16 protein-coding genes are annotated in these 18,463 nt (G+C 44.2%); 6 read left to right on the top strand and 10 right to left on the bottom strand.

The genetic code is table 11. The features are described from left to right. Positions 1-152: 152 nt before the first annotated feature. The 3 genes from B5D55_RS07675 to B5D55_RS07660 form a co-directional block, all read right to left on the bottom strand. Positions 153-1,799 (bottom strand): Na/Pi cotransporter family protein, encoded by a 1,647-nt coding sequence (locus tag B5D55_RS07675; protein ID WP_078933420.1) that lies wholly within the window; start codon positions 1,797-1,799, stop codon positions 153-155. 512 nt (positions 1,800-2,311) lie between these two features. Beyond that, positions 2,312-3,646, bottom strand: coding sequence for a hypothetical protein (locus tag B5D55_RS07665; protein ID WP_078933418.1), 1,335 nt, complete (start codon positions 3,644-3,646; stop codon positions 2,312-2,314). Positions 3,647-3,658: 12 nt separating this feature from the next. Next, the gene (locus B5D55_RS07660) at positions 3,659-4,249 is read right to left on the bottom strand and encodes a TP0733 family outer membrane beta-barrel protein (RefSeq protein ID WP_078933417.1); all 591 of its coding nucleotides are present in this window, start codon (positions 4,247-4,249) and stop codon (positions 3,659-3,661) included. A 119-nt stretch (positions 4,250-4,368) separates the two neighbouring features. Here B5D55_RS07660 and folD point away from each other — a divergent pair, with 119 nt between their 5' ends. Then, positions 4,369-5,244 (top strand): bifunctional methylenetetrahydrofolate dehydrogenase/methenyltetrahydrofolate cyclohydrolase FolD, encoded by an 876-nt coding sequence (gene folD / locus B5D55_RS07655; RefSeq protein WP_078933416.1) that lies wholly within the window; start codon positions 4,369-4,371, stop codon positions 5,242-5,244. A 57-nt stretch (positions 5,245-5,301) separates the two neighbouring features. Beyond that, positions 5,302-7,716: an ATP-dependent helicase HrpB gene (hrpB, locus tag B5D55_RS07650; protein WP_143593269.1), complete on the top strand. Its 2,415-nt coding sequence runs from the start codon at positions 5,302-5,304 to the stop codon at positions 7,714-7,716. On the opposite strand, the gene B5D55_RS07645 is transcribed toward hrpB, so the two are convergent. The 6 genes from B5D55_RS07645 to B5D55_RS07620 all read right to left on the bottom strand — a co-directional run bounded on the left by B5D55_RS07645 (position 7,706) and on the right by B5D55_RS07620 (position 14,596). Further along, positions 7,706-8,956 (bottom strand): M20 family metallo-hydrolase, encoded by a 1,251-nt coding sequence (locus B5D55_RS07645; protein WP_078933435.1) that lies wholly within the window; start codon positions 8,954-8,956, stop codon positions 7,706-7,708. The two genes, hrpB and B5D55_RS07645, sit on opposite strands and share 11 nt — an antisense overlap. A gap of 34 nt (positions 8,957-8,990) precedes the next feature. Beyond that, a complete protein-coding gene (galE, locus tag B5D55_RS07640) occupies positions 8,991-9,965 on the bottom strand; it encodes a UDP-glucose 4-epimerase GalE (RefSeq protein WP_078933414.1) in 975 nt (324 codons plus the stop codon). Between the two features lie 533 nt (positions 9,966-10,498). Beyond that, positions 10,499-11,377 carry a metallophosphoesterase family protein gene (locus B5D55_RS07635; RefSeq protein WP_078933413.1) on the bottom strand — a complete coding sequence of 293 codons (879 nt, stop codon included), beginning with the start codon at positions 11,375-11,377 and terminating at the stop codon, positions 10,499-10,501. Between the two features lie 2 nt (positions 11,378-11,379). Beyond that, positions 11,380-12,102, bottom strand: a complete 723-nt coding sequence (locus tag B5D55_RS07630) for a hypothetical protein (protein WP_078933412.1) — start codon at positions 12,100-12,102, stop codon at positions 11,380-11,382. Then, positions 12,102-13,562 carry a peptidase U32 family protein gene (locus B5D55_RS07625; RefSeq protein WP_078933411.1) on the bottom strand — a complete coding sequence of 487 codons (1,461 nt, stop codon included), beginning with the start codon at positions 13,560-13,562 and terminating at the stop codon, positions 12,102-12,104. Before B5D55_RS07625 ends, B5D55_RS07630 begins: the two co-directional genes overlap by 1 nt. Before the next feature lie 2 nt (positions 13,563-13,564). Next, positions 13,565-14,596 carry an alpha/beta hydrolase gene (locus B5D55_RS07620; protein WP_078933410.1) on the bottom strand — a complete coding sequence of 344 codons (1,032 nt, stop codon included), beginning with the start codon at positions 14,594-14,596 and terminating at the stop codon, positions 13,565-13,567. Between the two features lie 128 nt (positions 14,597-14,724). Between B5D55_RS07620 and B5D55_RS11590 the strand changes: the two genes are divergently transcribed. From B5D55_RS11590 to B5D55_RS07600, 4 genes are all read left to right on the top strand, one after another. Continuing rightward, on the top strand, positions 14,725-14,868 hold the full coding sequence (locus tag B5D55_RS11590) for a hypothetical protein (protein ID WP_159446182.1): 144 nt from the start codon (positions 14,725-14,727) through the stop codon (positions 14,866-14,868). Positions 14,869-14,870: 2 nt separating this feature from the next. Next, entirely contained in the window at positions 14,871-15,782 is a 912-nt protein-coding gene (locus tag B5D55_RS07610; protein ID WP_078933408.1) for a homoserine O-succinyltransferase, read from the top strand. 21 nt (positions 15,783-15,803) lie between these two features. Further along, on the top strand, positions 15,804-16,211 hold the full coding sequence (locus tag B5D55_RS07605) for a hypothetical protein (protein WP_078933407.1): 408 nt from the start codon (positions 15,804-15,806) through the stop codon (positions 16,209-16,211). 160 nt (positions 16,212-16,371) lie between these two features. Further along, positions 16,372-17,232, top strand: coding sequence for a flagellin N-terminal helical domain-containing protein (locus B5D55_RS07600; RefSeq protein ID WP_078933406.1), 861 nt, complete (start codon positions 16,372-16,374; stop codon positions 17,230-17,232). A gap of 160 nt (positions 17,233-17,392) precedes the next feature. Here the strand turns inward: B5D55_RS07600 and B5D55_RS07595 are convergent, their stop codons facing one another. Beyond that, on the bottom strand, positions 17,393-18,244 hold the full coding sequence (locus tag B5D55_RS07595) for an Rpn family recombination-promoting nuclease/putative transposase (protein ID WP_143593275.1): 852 nt from the start codon (positions 18,242-18,244) through the stop codon (positions 17,393-17,395). Positions 18,245-18,463 lie beyond the last annotated feature (219 nt).

Here is an 18,463-nt window from a genome sequence, read left to right as displayed (position 1 = left end):
ACATACTCCAGTTGATAAAAAGTCTGCGTTGCTGTTTTAAAATAAAAAAGCGATGAGAACGCAGCAACACTACGTTCTCATCGCCATTGATGTTATATTGTTATACACTTTTTACAGTTTTTTAGCAAGATGCAAGAGAAAAACGCAATTTTCTATGCTGTCTGCGCAAGCAGTTCTGAAATGCTGAATGCGTGGTCGCCGATTTTTTCAATCTGACGGATTAAATCAAGGTAAAGAAGCTCCGCCTTTACGTCTGCACCGCTTTCAAGGCGTTTTCGGGCGATTTTCTTAAGGTTTTTGCGGAACAGGTCAATCTGTTCTTCAAGTTCCGTTGCCATTGCAAGTTTGTTTTCGTCAAGGTGCTTATTTATGTTTATGCGGATGAATTGCAGGAACTGGCGCGCAAGTTCCACGTATGGAATAAGGCGTTCCATATCTTCCTGCGGAAATTTCATCTTTTTTTCTATGCTGCGCTGCAAAAGCATTCCGGCGGAAAAACAGTCGTCAGACATAGCTTCAATGTCATCGGTAATCTGAATCATAAGGGAAAGGTTTGCGCGCTGGTTGTCCGTAACAGGAAGGTGCTGGCACTGAATTATGTAACGCACAAGCTGTTCGTGCATCTGGTCGCAGTAATCTTCCGCAGACTCAAGTGCTTCTGCATGTTCGTCAATGAAAGACTGACTGCGCTTTGAAAATCCGATTTGAAGCCTGTCGAACATCTGCGTTACTACATCCGTCATATCAGCAATTTCTTTTTCTACGCGGATGATGTGCATTGCCGTACTTTCTTTTCCCGTATGCTCCTGAAAATCAAGGTGATAATGCCTGAGAGCACCATCATTGTCATCTTTTACCAGAAATTGGGAAAGCCTGACAATTTGCGGAACGAACGGAACGAAAACAAGAGTCGTAACGATTTTAAATACAGTATGAAGAACGGAAATGCGTATTGCAATATTCTGACCGGCAGAAAGCCAGGTAACGAATGAAAGAAGCGGATTAAGGAAAATAAGTGCAAGAAGCGTTCCTACAACATTGAACAGAACGTGAATGAGTGCCGAACGCCTGGCATCTGCATTTGTGCCGAACGCCGCAAGAACTGCGTCAATCGTTGAACCGATGTTGCTTCCGAGCGTCATTGCGGCGGACACTTCCCAAGTTATGATGTTGTTGAACGCCATTGTAATTACGATTGCAGAAAATGCGCTTGACGAGTGCATAAGCGCCGTAACAAGAATGCCGATTACAAAACCGATAAGAATTGAAATAACGCCTAGATTCTGCACTTCTGCAAGAAATTTCAAATCCGATGGGTCAAACGAGAACGTATCGGAAAGTCCGCTTAATCCCATAAAAAGAAGACCGAATCCCATAATGGCTTCGCCGATGTTCCTGCAGTTTGAATCCTTTAATATTGTAAGGAAAAATCCCATTCCAAACATCGGAATTGCAAAACTGGAAATTTTGAAATTAAAGCCAAACAGCGAAACAATCCATGCGGTAATTGTAGTTCCGATATTTGCGCCGAAAATGACGCCGACTGACTGCGTAAGGGTGAGCAGTCCGGCGTTAATGAACGAAACGACCATAACGGTAGTTGCGCCGGACGACTGTATAATCATTGTGATTGCAAGACCGGTCAGAATGCCGACGAAACGGTTTCCGGTCATCATGCCTAAGGCCCGCTGTAGTTTTTCACCTGCGCTTTTTTGAATACCGTCACTCATCAGGCGCATTCCATACAGCAGAAAGCCCAGACTTCCTATCAACAGCAAGAAAGAATTAAGGATACTCACAATGCGTTAAATACTACAGGAAAAAAAACGTTAAAGCAAGAACGCCCTGTCGGTGGAATAGGGCAAACGCATTATAATTTTTTCAATAAAGAATACAAGTACATTGCAAAATATTACGGCTTCCGGCAGTCCGGCTGGCACAGGGTGCTCCAATTTTTCGTAAAAAATCATCACTCCACTACGTTTCGTTCTGATTTTCTCTGTGACAGGCGTCCAAAGTTGTCGCAATTGTGCGCCGTTCTACCTTCACCCTTCATATTTTATTATTATTTTTCCGCATTTTCACTGCTTTGATTTATAATGCGTTTGCCCTCAACAACAGACAACACGTTATCGCAGTTTTGCAAAGCAAAACTGGAAGCGCAGGTCAATACGAAAATCAATGAGCGATGTGTTTACCCTGCGCTGTAATTCCGTTACAGCAGACAATACTTTTATCGCAGTTTTGCAGCGCAAAACTGGAAGCGCAGGACGATATGTAAACCAATGAAAGATCGTTTTACCCTGCGCTGTCATTCCTTATTCCAGTTATTCCTGTGGCCGTTTTCTTTAGAATTATAGTACGACCAAAGACCTACGTTCTTATACGATGCTCCGGCGGAAGTTTCCGTGTATTGGAACTGAAGTGCGCTGTACAATGCACTGCCGTCAGCCGTTTCGCCAAGCGACGGATCTGTGCAGAAAAGCATACGGACAATATACGGCTTGCACATAACGGAATTTGCATTTTTTGTCGGAAAGGAGGTAGAAGCTTCAGTTTCCGGTTTGCCGCTGTCTGTCTTTACGTGGTATGCACCTTCTTTATAAGTTCCAAGAATAATAGAATCGTTTGTAACGCACATAGAAAGAATGTCGGCTGCACAGCCTGTTGATTTTCCTACAGGCTCTGCATCCAAAGCCTTAACGGAAGAAACGGATGCTGTTTCAAACCAATAAAGAGTCGTACCGTTACCCAAATAAATGTAGTCTGCTTCTTTGTTTTTTGTTTCATTTGTGGACGATGCAAGATAATCAAGGAAGTAAACAGTGTTGTTTGCATATACGGCAGAAGTTGTGTCTTTTCCGGCACCGGTTTTTTCAAGTGTACCGATTTTTCCGTCTCCCAGCAGCACAACATTTGCAATATCTGTATCAGTTCCGTTCAGTTCAATAATTCCGCAGTTCATAACGCCGTCTTTTACTGTAAAGTCACTTCCGTATGTCTGCTTATCTGACATCCACGAATAATACGGAGAGCCGCCTCCGATTCTGATGTATGCCTTGCGGTGTTCGTTCTGCGGTGCGTTAGTGCAGAAAAGCTGAATGCTTGAGTCCATCATGTATTTGTCATCATCAAGCGTACTTTCATATTGCTTCAGTATTGTATTGATTTGTTCAACAGATTTCCAGCCGTTTGCCTTGCTGTAGCAATACAGTTTAAAATTCTTCAGTATATTGCGGCTGCTCGATTCGTCATATTCAGGCGTTGCACCAAGAAGATAGACATAGTTTGAATCTGATGCAAGCTTACAGCTGTAAGTACCGGAAAATTCCTGATCAAAATAGGAATAGCTTATTCCTTCCGGTGCAGAACTGTCTTTTGTCCATTTGTCGTGATCCTGATTTTTAGTAAGTTTTGTTTTATCATCATCTTCTGAAATCTGCTTGTAATATACGTTTCCGTTCTGAAGATAAAGGAATTCCGTTTCGTCCGGTTCCTGATAGCGCACGATTGAATTTGTATAGCCGTTTATTACGCCGTCTTCAAGCGGAACTTCGTTTCGGATATTATAGAAAATTGCGTCATAGCAGCCGCTAAAACCGAAAACTGCGGCGGCGATGCTGATTGAAAGGAATATTTTTTTCATCGAAAACCTCTGTTAGAAATGATAGCGCGCGGCAACAAATGCCGTAAGGAAAAGTCCGTAGTCGGAACTTGCCCGTTCATCAGTCGTATACCACTGCGGAAGATACAAAAAGTCAGAGCCAAGACCGAACGACCAGCCCTCATTCATGCGGAAAAATGCGCCAGCCTCTGCTTTTGCAACAAATCCCGGAAAATACTTGCGGTTCTGGCAGGTTTCAAACGCAAAGCCTGTAGAAAGCGTAATCGGAAATTCAATCTTCCATACTGCCGGCTGGAACGAAACTCCGAACGTAATCGGAACGAACGTAAGGCTGTTGCTTCCAAGCGTGGGATTGTAGCCTACGCTAAGTTCACCTCCCAGTGCAAGCCAGCTGTTCAAAAAGCGGTAGTAGCCGAGTTCCGCCGCTCCGCCCACATACAACTGGTCTCCAAAGTTCAGTGGAAAATTCGGCATAATGGCAATCTTGATATACTGGTCGCCTCTTCCGTTCATTGAATATGAAAAGTCCTGTACTTCGTCCATGTCATCTTCCGGTGCATCCTGCGCAACCGCAAAAACCGAAAGTAATAGAAAAAAAACTACAATTGAAAGAATACGTTTCATCACATTTCCCTGCTATACATTACATATATGGATAGAATTTTACTAGAAAAAAAGGTATATTGACTATACATTTTTTAAAGTCTTTTTACAATAGAACATATATTACAGGAAAAGGTAACATGAGCGCTACTATTATTGATGGAAAAGAAGTTGCGGCACAAGTCCGCGCTGAAGTTGCGGAGAAAGTTTCTGCATTGAAGGCAAAAGGCATTACGCCGTGCCTTGCGGTCATTCTGGTCGGGGAAAATCCTGCGAGCGTTTCTTACGTAACAGGAAAACAGAAAGCGCTTGCGGAAGTTGGAATGGCAGACAGAAGCGTTCACCTTCCGGAAACTACAACGGAAGAGGAACTTCTGCATTTAATCGGAGAATTGAATGCAGATTCTTCCGTACACGGAATTCTTGTACAGCTTCCGCTTCCGAAACATATTGACGAAGAAAAAGTGCTTCTTGCAATCGACCCGTCAAAAGACGTAGACGGCTTTCATCCTGTGAATGTGGGAAATCTTGTCATAGGAAAAAAAGCTTATCTTCCGTGTACGCCGCACGGAATTATCGTACTGCTTGAAAAAGCAGGAATTCAGACGAGCGGAAAACACGCCGTTGTCATCGGACGGTCTAACATTGTGGGAAAACCAGTTTCGCTTCTTCTTGCGAGAAAAGAAACGAACTGTACGGTAACTTTGTGCCACACCGGAACAAAGAATATTGAAGAAATCACAAGACAGGCAGACATTCTTGTTGCCGCTGCCGGAAGACCGCACACCGTTACGAAAGATATGGTAAAACCTGGCGCTGTAGTAATTGATGTAGGCGTAAACCGCATTCCTGACAGCACCAAAAAGAGCGGATTCCGCCTTATCGGTGACTGCGACTTTGAAGATTTAAAAGACGTTGCAGGATTTATAACGCCTGTTCCGGGCGGAGTAGGACCTATGACAATCGCAATGCTGATGTTCAATACGCTTGAAGCTGCGGAGAATGCGCGAAAATAAAGCGAATTGCATTTCCGGCGCTTTTTTTGCCGGAAAGCAGTTTTTTTCCGCAAGCCTATGAACTATCCGGAGTCCGTACAGCAGTTTCCGATAACTTCTCATCTTGACTCAATCTGTAAAACATTGAAAAACAGCCCGGGAAGATGCGTTGTCCTTACAGCGGAAACAGGTGCCGGAAAATCAACGGTTCTTCCATTAGGGCTTCTGAAACACTTTTCCGGCAAAATCATTATGACTGAACCGCGCAGGCTTGCTGTTCTTGGAGCTGCAAACCGCGTTTCAAATCTTTTGGGCGAAAACTGCGGGGAAACTGCCGGGTACCGCATTCACCTTGAAAGTAAAATTTCTTCAAGAACGCGCTTTGAAGTTGTTACGGAAGCCATCCTTATCCGTGAAATGCAGAACGATTCCACCCTTGAAAAATATTCCGTCATCGTCATTGATGAATTTCACGAGCGCTCGGTAAATACTGACCTTGCGCTTGCGTTTCTTAAAGAAGCAATGGAGTTCCGCGATGATTTGTTTGTCATCATAATGAGCGCAACAATCAACACGGAAAAAACAGCCGCGTATCTAGGAACGCTGTGCAAAAACGGTGCGGCGGATGTTCCTGTAATTGCAATTCCGGGGCGGACGTTTCCTGTTTCGCTGGAATACCGTCCCGGCGTTTCGGTGGAAGAGGCTGTCCGCGAAGAACTTTTGTCTTTATCAAAAGGAACTATTCTTGCATTTCTTCCGGGAATAAACGACATTTCAAAATGCGCCGCCGCCCTGCACGATATTTCAGACGACAGGACGGAACTTCATATCCTTCATTCAAGCATTTCGTTTGATGCGCAGAAAGCCGTTCTTTCCGAGCCGAAAGAAAATGTCAGGCGCGTAATAATTTCTTCCGCAGTGGCAGAAACGTCGCTTACAGTGCCGGGCGTAACGTGCGTCATAGACTCAGGACTTTCGCGCATAAGCCGGATGAACGTTTCTACAGGAATGCAAAATCTTGTTACGGAAACAGAAAGCGAATTTTCCGCCGCCCAGCGTGCCGGACGTGCAGGACGTACCGCACCCGGAAAATGCATCCGCCTGTGGAGCAGAAACGACCCGCGCATAAAAGAGCTTCCGCCTGAAATCCAGCGGTGCGACCTTATACCGCTTGTCCTTGAATGTGCCGCCCGCGGAGCGTGCAGCATTTCTTCCGTAGATTTTATTGATGCACCGGGCGAAGCGGCTTGGAATGAAGCGGTATTCCTTTTAAAGCAGACAGGATGCCTTGACGGCGGCGGAAAAATTACGCGAAAAGGAACCGCCGCGCTCTCGCTTGGAATGCATCCGCGCCTTGCAAGCATTATGCTTTCTGCAGGAAGCAACCGGCTTACTGCGCAGGCAGAGCGGCTGTTCCTGAAATACGGAAATTACGCAAATGCAGGCGCAGAAATACAAAAAAAAGCAGTAAAAGACCTTGAACGCCGCCTTGCAAAATGCGCATTTTCGGAAGAACCCGGCGGAACGGACAAACCTGACGTGCCGGACGAAACTACCCTGATTCTTAACGGTTTTGCAGACCGGCTTGCAAGGCGGATTACGCCGCTGGGTGCGCAGAAAGCGGAGTATCAGTTTCCGTCTGGGCGAAAAGCCGTCCTTCATTCTTCCCTTAAAGAAACGCCGGAATACATTGTTGCGCCTGAAGTAATGGCAGGAACGACGGAAGCAGTCATATTTTCCTTTGAAGTAATGCAGGGCGCCGCCTTTGAAAAATGGCTTTCTTCGCACAGTACTGTTCGTACGGACTGTTTTTTTGAAAACGGAAAGCCTGCAAAGTTTGAACGGGTCTGCTACGGAGAAATCATAATCACAAGCAGACGGCTTTCCGCCGGAAAAGACGATATTGCCGCCGCCTGGATTTCTGAAATACGGAAAAAAGGCTTGCAGTGCCTCCCGATTGATGAAAAGACAAAATCTTTTTTGATGAGGGTGCAGTTTTACCGTCAGGAAAAGCGGAAGGAAAAATTACCGGCGGATGCAGGGAAGAGCGGCGGAACGCTGGAAGAAGAACTTGCTTTGTCGGCGGAGGAATGGCTTGTTCCGTTTATGGCAGGCACAAACCGGATTGACTCAAAAACAGTTTATGATGCACTTTACTGGTATCTGAACGGAAACGAGGTGGACGCAGCCGTGCCGGAACGAATTACGCTCCAGAACGGAAGGACTTGCGTAGTTCATTATGAAAAAAACAATATGATCCGCCCTGTAATAGAAATCATTATCCAGCGGATTTTTGGCTGTTTTGAAACTCCAAAAATCATGAATCAAAAAGTGCTTTTGAAACTTCTTTCACCAGCAAGCCGTCCTTTACAGATTACAGATGACCTTGAACATTTCTGGGACACAACATGGAAAGAAATCTGCAAGGAAATGAAAGGACGCTATCCTAAACATAACTGGGACTACCGCATTACAGATACGACTACTCGCTGAAAAATTCTATCAGCGTTTCCGCATCTTTTACAATATTTTCTATTATACAGTATTCATCCGGCATATGCGCACATTCATCCAGCGTACTCCATACAGCGCATGCAATTCCTTCCCGGCGAAGTTCCGCACCGACAGTTCCGCCGCCTATTCCTATTGTGCGCGCCTGTATTCCGTGCGCCCTGTAAATTGCAGAAGAAAGTTTTTTTACTACAGGAGAATCTTTTGGCGTAGCCGGACTTTCACTTTTCTGCGGAATTTCATAGCATACTTCAACGCCGTATTCTTCTTCAATCTGAGTACAGCACTGTTCCACTGCACTAAGAACTTCATCAAGCGTATAGCAAGGAAGAATGCGGCAGTCCATACAGAAAGTATCTTCACCCGGAATAATATTTATTCCTGAAACATTTGCAAGGCGCATCGTCGGCTGGAACGTAGAAACCGGCGGTTCAAAAAGCGCATCCTTACGGTTAAAAAACTGCTCAAGATTATGAAGCCTTAAAAGCAAATCGCTTGCCGCAGTACAGGCGTTGTTTCCCTGGTCAGGGCGTGAACCGTGCGCCTGTTTTCCGTGTACGTGAACTTTAAGCCACAAAAGATTTTTTTCCGCAATTTCAATCGTTTCGCCCTTTGAATCGCCGCCGTCCGGAATAAGCACAAGGTCATTCTTCCTGAAAAGCGCCGTATTTTTCAAAAGCCATATAACGCCGTATTCAGAGCCGACTTCCTCATCCGCCGCAAAAAGAAGCTTTACAGTATGTGCAGGCACGGCACCGTTTTTTATGTAGGCAAGGGCGGCGAATACTGCGCTTACAAGCCCCTGCTGATTATCCTCAACGCCGCGTCCGTACAGTTTGCCGTCCTTTTCTACAACCGTCCACGGATCTCCAGACCACAGCGAAAGGTCGCCGCAAGGCACAACGTCAAGATGCGCCATCACCCATACGGAAAAGTCATCGCTTTTTCCGGGAACAGTAACTACAAGATTTGGCCTGATTTTGGAAGAAATGCGGCAGTCCGGGGCATCAAAACGTTCAATTTTTACGTTTCCGCCTGAAAATCCGTTTTCACAAAGCCATTTTTCAAGCGCAGTACATTTTTCAAGCTCACCATCGCCGCCGTTCTCCGGGGCAAGAGCCTTGCATCGCGTTAAAAGCGATTCAAGTTCAACCATCTGCCGCTTTGAATCGCGCACAAAATTCCGTAAGTCCGCCGTACCGGCTAAATCCGTCCGTTCCATAAAAAGCTCCTGACCTTTACTTTCTGCAAACATCTTACTGATTGAATGTCTTTTTATATACGTTCCACGTTGTACTCACAAGCGTATCAACATCAGAATATTCAGGCACCCAGCCCAGAAGTTCCTTCGCATACGCGCTTGAAGTGTAAAGGCATGCAGGATCACCTGCACGGCGAGGCGCATTCTCCGCCGGAATAGCCTTTCCCGAAATCCTGCGGGCAGCCTCAATCAACTCAAAAACCGTCGTTCCTTTTTCCGTGCCAAGATTTACGGCAAGGCTTTTATCATTTTTTGTAATATAATCAAGCGCAAGAACATGAGCACGCGCAAGGTCAGTAACGTGAACGTAATCGCGGATGCACGTTCCGTCGCGCGTATCATAATCTGTTCCAAAAACCTTAAGCTCGCGAAGACCGCACGCAGCCTCCATAATTCGCGGAAGCAGGTTTTCAGGCTTCTGCTCAAGACCGCAGCAAAGTCCCTCAGGGTCGTAGCCGGCAGCATTAAAATAACGCAGAGCCGCAAAACGCATTCCCTTAAGCTTGTCGTACCATTCCATAAAGCGCTCGATTTCAAGCTTGGTAAAACCGTAGTAGTTTTCAGGATTTTTCGGATGATTTTCGTCCATTGGAAGATACTGCGGAGAACCGAAAATTGCAGCCGATGATGAAAACAGCATGCGAAGACATCCGTATTTCACCGCAGAATTCATAATGTTCAGGGTACCGGTAATGTTATTCACCGAATATTTTTCAGGAAGAACCATCGATTCGCCGGCCGCCTTAAACGCCGCAAGGTGAGCAAACGCATCAAACCCCTGCGCAAACGCCGCATCAAGATCAGACTGAATAAGAATGTTTCCGTAAATAAAACCGTTCTCCGCAAACAGATTTTGCCTTAAACCGCTGGAAAGATTGTCAAAAACCGTAACTTTATGTCCGGCGGCCATCAGTTCCTTAACAACGTGACTTCCGATGTATCCCGCACCGCCAATAACCAAAATTTTCATATACTTCTCCCATAAAAAGTCAAGAAGATTGTTTCAACAATCGATTGACTTTTTATGCCGCTTCGCAATGAAATGAGAAGCGGCAGTTGATAAGGAAGTTCGCAACGCGAACTTGTGAAAAAAAACTTTGACGCTATTTCAGGCAAAGTTTTTATTACATCCCCATAAAAAAGTTTGCAACGCAAACTTTTTTCTTTTTTTTTTCAGGGGCGAAACCGAATTCGAAAACCGGCTTTTCCGCGGCCCGCTCACGCTCGGTCTTTGCGCCTTAAAAATTTTCCGCTTCCATCCTGCGTTTCTAAAGATAAACCTCGTTTACCCCGAACTACACCGGACTTTCCGCGCAAATCCTGCCTCCGGCACCTCTCCAATCCGGCGCCGGAAAGTGCTGAATAATCGCTTCAAGTGTTAATCAGCACTTCCCTAAAAGTATAATCTCTCTTCCGCCCTTGTTCAACAGATTATGTTTTATCTAAAAATGCAGCATAAGGTCGGGGGCTATCCTGCCCGTTCAGGCCGTTTTCCCTGCTGTTCTAGTCGTACAGGTAATATGCGCATTTCACTGTTGCATTGCGCTCATTTATGCGTAGCAGCGTGTACGCACGTTTTTCAAGATAGCCGGCCATTGTGTATTCGTCAAAGTTTCCGAGATTGCTCACGGACTGAATGTGGGTGTGACCGTCTATAACTGCCTTTACGTTATTTTTGTTGAAAACAGAGATGATTTGATTTCGTTCCGCTGAGTTCTGCATCGTAAAATAAAAAAGTCCGTCTGCATAAAGCGGTACATGCATAAATACAAGTTTTGGCGCATCATCTTCTTTCATTTTGCGGCGGAGTTTTGTCAACTGGGAGTTTCCCAAAGAACAGCTTGCAGAATCAAGAAAATACCAGCTGAAATTCTGCGTTTTAAAATGATAGAATGACGTTCCGGGATTCAGATGTTTTTTAAAAGACGGCCAGCCGGAGTTATAAAGATCGTGGTTTCCGATTACGTTATACGTTTTTATTCCCATATCTTCAAGCGGCTTTACAATATCATTTGCAAAGTCCCGGAACTCTGAATCAAGACCGTGTTCAGCAACATCACCAAGACAAATGCAGAATTCAGGTTTTTCTGACTCGGAAAGTGCCTGTATTTTTTTTAGAAAAGTTCCGTCCTTGCGGGCACCGTTTTTTTCCCTGTTTTCGCCGCCAAAATGAATGTCCGTAATTACAAGAACGGTGTATTCATCAGGAAGGTTCTGCGGAATCTGCGTTTCGTTCAGTTCTGTCAATGTGTCAATCCTCTTGTCCAGCGTATTTTCGCGATAAAAAAATTCTTCCAGCCCGTAGGAATAATATTTACATGCAGAAGGAATGATAAAAAGGGGGAATAGAAATAACGGCGGGAAAAATGTTTTTCTTTTCATTTCTAAAACTCCATTTTTACAAAGCAGCGGAAATTCGCACTGTTAAAATTTGCGCTCAGCGTAAACATATCTATATATTGCACTTCAACTTCTGAACCGATTGCAAAAAGGCGTGAAAGTTTGTAGGAAAGTTCCAGCCTAAAGTCCGGCGCAAAGAAAATCATATAACGGTAGTAAGAATAGGAAGAAAAATCAAATGCGATGTTGAATTTTTCTGTTGGAAGGAACAGCAGGTGCAGTGCAAGAGCCATATTGTCGTTAGAAATTTTTACGAATTCGCTGTCTGTAATAAAAATCCGGGCAGTTTTCCGCAGGTACATCATATTTGCCGACACAGAAAAACACTTTACCGGCGTATATTTTGCAAAAAAGCCGAAAAGCAAGTCTGTTTCAATAAAATTATCGGGCATATAATTTATATGGAATATAGTTCCGATTCCCATATTAAGGCAGGAAAAAAAAGTCGGCCAGAAAATTGATTCTGTGGTAAAGTCAGAAGATTCCTGCATCAGTTTAAAACCTGTGGAAAAATACAGTTCCGTCAAGTCAAGCGAGGCACTTAAATCTACGCTTTCTGTTGCAGGCTCAAAATCGCCTCCGTTTTCAAGACTTATTCCGTTTTTCAGCGTCCAGTGCATTTCGGGCGTAAAAAAGTTTACGATTTGCGAAAATGCTGCCTCTGCGAGAAATAATAATGCTATTGTAAAAAGCCGCGTTCTCCTCATTATCTTCCGCTGTCCCTGATAAAACCTTCAACGTAATCCGGGTCAGGAACGCGTATCAAGGCTCCGTCTTCAAGATGTTCATTTGTATACAAAAGGCATTCGTGACCGTCGCACACCCAGCTTCGGAGCGTTCCGTTTTCCGGGTTTATTAAAAGCCATGAGTCAGAAGAAGGTTTTGTACATACGGTGTCCGGCGAGATGAATTCGATTTTATCGCCGGGGTGAATCATATTAAGCGGCGTTATTTTGTAGAACGACCAGCCGTCTTTTTTTTCTATGACAGGCGGATTTTTTTCCGGGTGAAGCGCGTAGTCTTTTTCGCGTGCGGCTCTGGCGTTCGGATGCATCTTTTCAAGTTCCTGCCGCCTGTTTTCCTTATGAAGTGCTGCTGCTTTTAAAACTTCCGCTTCTTCCTCCATGGAAAGTTTTTTTACAATTTCAGCGGCAAGAATATAGCGGCTGTCGGTTGCGCCGCTTACCGTTTCGTCTGCTTCAGAACGGTTATAGTAAAAGCCTGTACCAGATTCCCGGTGGCTTACGTTTTCAAGTTCATCTATGAAAAGCTGTGCTTCTTGTGCGGTAATTTTTCCGTCAAGTGCGTCAAGAGCCTTGCGGTATGCGCGGGTTACAAGCGCCACGTAGTAAACGCTTTTCATCCGTCCTTCTATTTTTAGGGAATCAAGACCTGCATCTTTCATATCCTTAAGGTGTTCTACCATCCGAATGTCCTTGCTTGAAAGGACGGCGGTAAAATCATCACCTTCATAAACAGGAAAATATGAATCAGGCCGCTTTTTTTCCCTTAGTACAAGCGCACCGCTTTCTGCAAGTTCCTTTGCCTTTTTAGGGTCGGCAAGAACGTCGTAGTCCCAGCGGCAAGTGTGGCTGCATGCACCAGCCTGTGCGCTCCGTCCTGTAAGATATGCGCTCATAAGGCATCGTCCGGCATACGCAATACACATTGCACCGTGGCAGAATGCTTCAAGTTCCATATCAGGAACGGCGTCCTTTATTTCACGTATTTCTTTAAGCGAAACTTCTCGACCGAGGACGACCCTTGAAAATCCAAGCGACTTGTACATTTTTACTGCTTCGCGGTTTATGCAGCTTGCCTGCGTACTTACGTGGAGTGCTGCCTCTGGAAAATGCTTCTGTAATATCGGAACAATTCCAATGTCCTGAACGATGAATGCATCTATCGGGTATGCTTTGAAATAGTCAATATTGCTTATGAAATTATCAATGTCACTGTTATGGAACGAAATGTTCAGTGCGCAGTGAAGTTTTTTTCCGGGAAACTGTTTTTTCAGTTCGATGACTTTTTTGTATTCATCATCGTAAAAATTGTCTGCCTTTACCCTAAGCGAAAATTTTTTAAGTCCGATATAGGCAGCATCTGCGCCGTAGGCATACGCGTAGTATAATTTTTCTACGTTTCCTGCAGGAGAAAGAAGTTCCATGATTACGCCTCCGACCTAAGGCTGTTTTCAAGGCGCGGTTTATTTTCAAAAGTCTGACGTCCGGTGTTTTTTTCAATGCCGGAGATGACGGCAGAAAATTTCTGGAGTGCATCGTGAGCTTCCGTAAGGTATTCATCTGCCATTTGAAAAAGATGCGGCATGTTCTGCCATATATCAAGCGTACATTCGTTTCCTGCTTCTTTTAAAAGAGCTGACATCATCTTTGTGTCTTCAAGCAGGATTTCTTTTGAACCGATTTGTATGTAGACCGGCGGAAACTGTTCCAGTAAATCTTTCGCCGCATACACAGGAGATACAAGCGGATTTGTAAAATTTGTTTCGTAAGTGTAGGTTTCGCTGCATTTCTGTATGATTTCGTTTGAAAGAATTTCATCGGCTGTTTTCTTTCCTGAAAATACAGAAGAAGAGTCTGAAAGATTGAACCACGGCGAGAAGAATACGACTTTCTTTATGCATTTTCTGTACCGTTCGCGAAGGTTCAGAAGAAGAGCCATTGCAATGCTTGCACCTGCGCCGTCTGCGGCAATTATGAATTCCGGCTGGGCAGAACTTTCCTGCGAATCTGAAAGTGACTGGGCATTTTTCTCTGCACTTGCATCAAGCGAGCGCGCTATTTGTTCTTCCGTAAAAAGCGAACGGAATGCGGACTGTACGTCTTCTAAAGCTGCAGGAAACGGATGCGCCGGTGCAAGGCGGTATTCAGGAACAACGGTGCGGCTGAATGCTTTGTTTGCCAGCGTTGCGCAGAAATTGCGATATGAATTGCGGGAGCCGCCTACAAAACATCCGCCATGTATATAGAATAAAATTCGTTTTGTTGAATAAATTTCCGGTGAAAGAAAATCGCATGGAATTCCGCCGTAAACGTGTTCCGCCTTTTCTACGTGATTTGGCAAAAACGCCGTATAAAACGTTTTTTCAATTGTGGCGCGGTATGAATTTATTTCTGATTTAGGTGTAAATGCAAGCGTTTTAAGCCGCTTTACCGCAGCCTTTCGGTTTGAACTGAACATACGTAAAATATAGCAAATAGCGTGCGTTTTTGCTATACTGCATAAAACAGTACAGAAAGTCAGAACTGAATATCATCCTGATTTTCAACGGCAGTTTTCAAGAAAAACTGCAATATTGGATTGGAGAAATGTTGAAAATCAGTCCAAAATGGTGTCCTGATTTTCAACGGCAGTTTTTAAGAAAACTGCAATATTGGACGTGTCCGCTTACGCGGACGCAGCCTGAATTCTCGGAAACTGAAGCTTCCTGCGAATTCAGGCTGATGGAGTAAATATGCCTGTAAAAATTCAATCAGATTTGCCTGCGTGCGGCATTTTAAAAAAGGAAAACGTATTCGTCATTACGGACAAGCGTGCTTTAACGCAGGATATACGTCCGCTTAAGGTAGCTATTGTAAACCTGATGCCTACGCGCGAAACAACGGAAACTCAGCTGCTCCGCCTTCTTTCAAACACTCCGCTTCAGATTGAAATCTCCCTTGTACGAATGGAAAACCATAATTATAAAAACACCGGAATGGAATATCTTGAAAAATTCTACATACCGTCAAGCGAACTTTTTACGCACAAGTTTGACGGAATGATAATTACCGGCGCACCGGTAGAACAGATTCCCTTTGAGGAAGTTGACTACTGGAGCGAACTGTGCCGTATAATGGACTACGCAAAGGAAAACGTTTATTCCACTTTGTATGTGTGCTGGGGTGCTTTTGCCGGGCTGTATCATCATCACGGAATTCAGAAACATGCTACGGAAAACAAGCTGTTCGGCGTATTTATGAATTCAGCAGTTACAAAAAACGATCCGCTTCTGCGCGGATTTGACGATACGTTTCCTATTCCGCAGTCGCGGCATACAACTATTTACGAAAAAGAAGTAAAGCTCTGCCGTGACGTAAAAATTCTTGCAAAGTCTCCGGATGCCGGCGTTACTATAGTAAAGTCTCGTGATAACCGCGAGATTTTTATGACCGGTCATCTTGAGTATGACACGAACACTCTTGCAGACGAATACTGGCGCGACAAGCAGAAAGGACTTGAAATTTCTCTTCCAAGAAATTACTTTCCAAACAACAATACAAGCCTTCAGCCTTCTTCTTACTGGCGGAGTACGGCGCACCTGTTTTTCAGTAACTGGCTGAACTACTACGTATATCAGGAAACGCCGTATAATTTTGCGGAATAGCGAAGTGCGCAGGATAATGCTATGACAGACTATATTATTATGGGGCTGGCAGCCATAGTTATAATTGCTGCGCTGATGTATTTTAGAAAACTTCTCAAAAAAGAAAGTTCTTCCGTGCCGCATGCATCATCTTCTTCCGGAACATTCGTAAACTGTCCTGTATGCGGAACGCCGCTTCTTCCGGGGCAGAACCTTCATTCAAAAATCTTCCGTCCTGCCGCTGCTGCACCAGACCAGCTGTGCTACGTATACGGCTGTCCTTCCTGCTGGCCGCAGTGCAAGCCCGGCATAAAACGTACGTGTCCTGTCTGCCATAAAGATGTTTTGCAGGACGGTTACCTGATTTCCAGAATGTTCAATAAAACAAAAAGCGGAAAACCTCACGTAATTATAAACGGCTGCGGAAACTGTAACCGTCATTCACGCTAGTGCCTTATCTATTTGCATAAAAAATTACTTAAAAAAAAGATAAAAAAAGCAAAAAAGTCCTTAAGAAAAAAAACGTGTATCCGACAATAAATGTAACGGGTGGTGGAAACCACGTGACACAAGCTTTTACGGTTTGTTAAAAACACCAAGGAGATACACTATGGTTATTAATCACAATATGAGCGCAATGTTCGCTCAGCGTTCCCAGGGAATTCAGGACTTGAACCAGCAGAAAAGTATGGAAAAACTTTCTTCTGGTATGAGAATCAACCGTGCCGGCGATGATGCTTCAGGACTTGCTGTTTCTGAAAAAATGCGCGCACAGATCCGCGGTTTGAATCAGGCTTCTACAAACGCAGAAAACGGCATTTCTTTCATTCAGACAACAGAAGGTTATCTGCAGGAAACAACAGATATCGTTCAGCGCATCCGCGAACTTGCAGTTCAGTCTTCAAACGGCATCTACAGCGATGAAGACCGCATGCAGATTCAGGTTGAAGTTTCTTCACTTATCGCAGAAGTTGACCGCATCGCTTCTACAGCTCAGTTCAACGGTATGAACATGCTTACAGGACGTTTTGCACGCCCGACAGGCGAAAACGTTGTAACTGCTTCTATGTGGTTCCACATCGGTGCAAATATGGATCAGCGCACACAGGTATATATCGGAACAATGTCAGCAATGGCACTTGGACTTCGCAATGTAGGCGATGAGTCAATCATGAGTCTTGGTGCTCCGGATGATGCAAACCGCGCAATCGGAACTCTTGATGAGGCACTTAAAAAGATTAACAAGCAGCGTGCTGACCTTGGTGCATACCAGAACCGCCTTGAAATGACTGTAAAAGGTCTTGATATCGGTGCTGAAAACCTTCAGGCTTCTGAATCACGCATCCGCGATACAGACATGGCTGGCGAAATGGTTGAGTTCACAAAAGACCAGGTACTCTCTCAGGCAGGAACAGCAATGCTGGCACAGGCAAATCAGTCAAGCCAGAATGTCCTCAGCCTGCTGAGATAAGCCTATAATAGCAAATGCGTTAAAAAAAACAGTCCGTCGGGACTGTTTTTTAGCATTTACAAGAAAATGGCTCGGCCGATTTATCGGGCGGCAATAATAGCAAATGCGTTAAAAAAAACAGTCCATCGGGACTGTTTTTTTTACAATATACAATAATTTCTTACAGGTTTTGAACCTCCTCTAACGAAAGCCCTGTACATTTAGAAATAATCTCCACTGAAACACCGGATTCTTTTAATTTTCTTGCATTATTTCTTACAACCAATTCCTTTTCTGCTTCAGCTTCTTTATATCCTTTTTCATAAGCTTTCTCAGCAGCCTCTTGAGCAGCATGTTTGGCGGCTAGTTTTATTTCTTGTTCTAAAGTCATAAAAGTCCTCCGTGAATCTTCCGGGATTTTTGCTTTAAGGACTTTTTCGCTGAGCGTTTTTGAAAATTCGGTTTCGTCCGGCTTCTTTTCTACAAGGAATTTGAAAAAAGTCCTTAGCTTTTCAGCAGGCATTTTATCATACTTAAGGGCATTGCAAAAGACTTTTGTGGTTTTGTCGTTTAGAAAAAGTCCGTTGTCTTCTGTGCAGATGCTTTTAAAGGTGTAAATCGGAAGACCTTTGTGAAAAATGTCTTCAAGACAGAGGAAAATTACATAACTTTCGGAAAGGCATTCGTAATCATCTCCAGCGTGCAGGGAAGAAATGTCAAGGACGCTCTGGTAATAGCGTGACCTTAGAGGAAGGTGCTTTTTTCCGATGACCTGCATCTCAATATCATAGGAACGGTCAGTTTCGTCCTTTACGAAGACGTCAAGGCGTATTCCTTTTGCAAAAAAGTCTACGTCAAGCGTCTTTTCCGGCTGTGCAAGGCTTATGCTTTCAATCTGAATGTTTAAAAGCATCTCAAGAAACTCTTTGCAGAGGTCTAAGTTTTCTGACATTACCCTGCAGAAAATGAAATTGTTTGAAAGTGAAGCTTCTTCCCATTCTTTAAGAAGCTCCTGCGGATAGTATTCGTGCATACATACTCCCATAAAAAGTGAATAAGGAAATTGTTTCCCTGCATGATAAATCGAATTTTTTTTGAATTTTCTGCAAAAAAAAACGAGAAAAAAAGTTAAAAAATGTAATTCTGGTACAGGAAGTTAAGAAGCCGATGGATGATTATAAACAGAAACTTAGCTACATTAAGGGGGGGGGGACAACCCCTTAGACCTTTGTTTGAAGCAAAGTGTAATCAT

This window comes from Treponema porcinum, from assembly GCF_900167145.1.
GTDB classification, from domain to species: Bacteria; Spirochaetota; Spirochaetia; order Treponematales; family Treponemataceae; genus Treponema_D; species Treponema_D porcinum.
The sequence above is the reverse complement of the archived record's forward strand: the minus strand, read 5'-3'. Positions and strand labels throughout refer to the sequence as shown.

Coding starts and splice junctions, on each gene's coding strand:
- B5D55_RS07665 (WP_078933418.1), bottom strand. CDS start 3,646: ATGAAAAAAATATTCCTTTCAATCAGCATCGCCGCCGCAGTTTTCGGT.
- B5D55_RS07660 (WP_078933417.1), bottom strand. CDS start 4,249: ATGAAACGTATTCTTTCAATTGTAGTTTTTTTTCTATTACTTTCGGTT.
- folD (WP_078933416.1), top strand. CDS start 4,369: ATGAGCGCTACTATTATTGATGGAAAAGAAGTTGCGGCACAAGTCCGC.
- hrpB (WP_143593269.1), top strand. CDS start 5,302: ATGAACTATCCGGAGTCCGTACAGCAGTTTCCGATAACTTCTCATCTT.
- B5D55_RS07645 (WP_078933435.1), bottom strand. CDS start 8,956: ATGGAACGGACGGATTTAGCCGGTACGGCGGACTTACGGAATTTTGTG.
- galE (WP_078933414.1), bottom strand. CDS start 9,965: ATGAAAATTTTGGTTATTGGCGGTGCGGGATACATCGGAAGTCACGTT.
- B5D55_RS07635 (WP_078933413.1), bottom strand. CDS start 11,377: ATGAAAAGAAAAACATTTTTCCCGCCGTTATTTCTATTCCCCCTTTTT.
- B5D55_RS07630 (WP_078933412.1), bottom strand. CDS start 12,102: ATGAGGAGAACGCGGCTTTTTACAATAGCATTATTATTTCTCGCAGAG.
- B5D55_RS07625 (WP_078933411.1), bottom strand. CDS start 13,562: ATGGAACTTCTTTCTCCTGCAGGAAACGTAGAAAAATTATACTACGCG.
- B5D55_RS07620 (WP_078933410.1), bottom strand. CDS start 14,596: ATGTTCAGTTCAAACCGAAAGGCTGCGGTAAAGCGGCTTAAAACGCTT.
- B5D55_RS11590 (WP_159446182.1), top strand. CDS start 14,725: ATGTTGAAAATCAGTCCAAAATGGTGTCCTGATTTTCAACGGCAGTTT.
- B5D55_RS07610 (WP_078933408.1), top strand. CDS start 14,871: ATGCCTGTAAAAATTCAATCAGATTTGCCTGCGTGCGGCATTTTAAAA.
- B5D55_RS07605 (WP_078933407.1), top strand. CDS start 15,804: ATGACAGACTATATTATTATGGGGCTGGCAGCCATAGTTATAATTGCT.
- B5D55_RS07600 (WP_078933406.1), top strand. CDS start 16,372: ATGGTTATTAATCACAATATGAGCGCAATGTTCGCTCAGCGTTCCCAG.
- B5D55_RS07595 (WP_143593275.1), bottom strand. CDS start 18,244: ATGCACGAATACTATCCGCAGGAGCTTCTTAAAGAATGGGAAGAAGCT.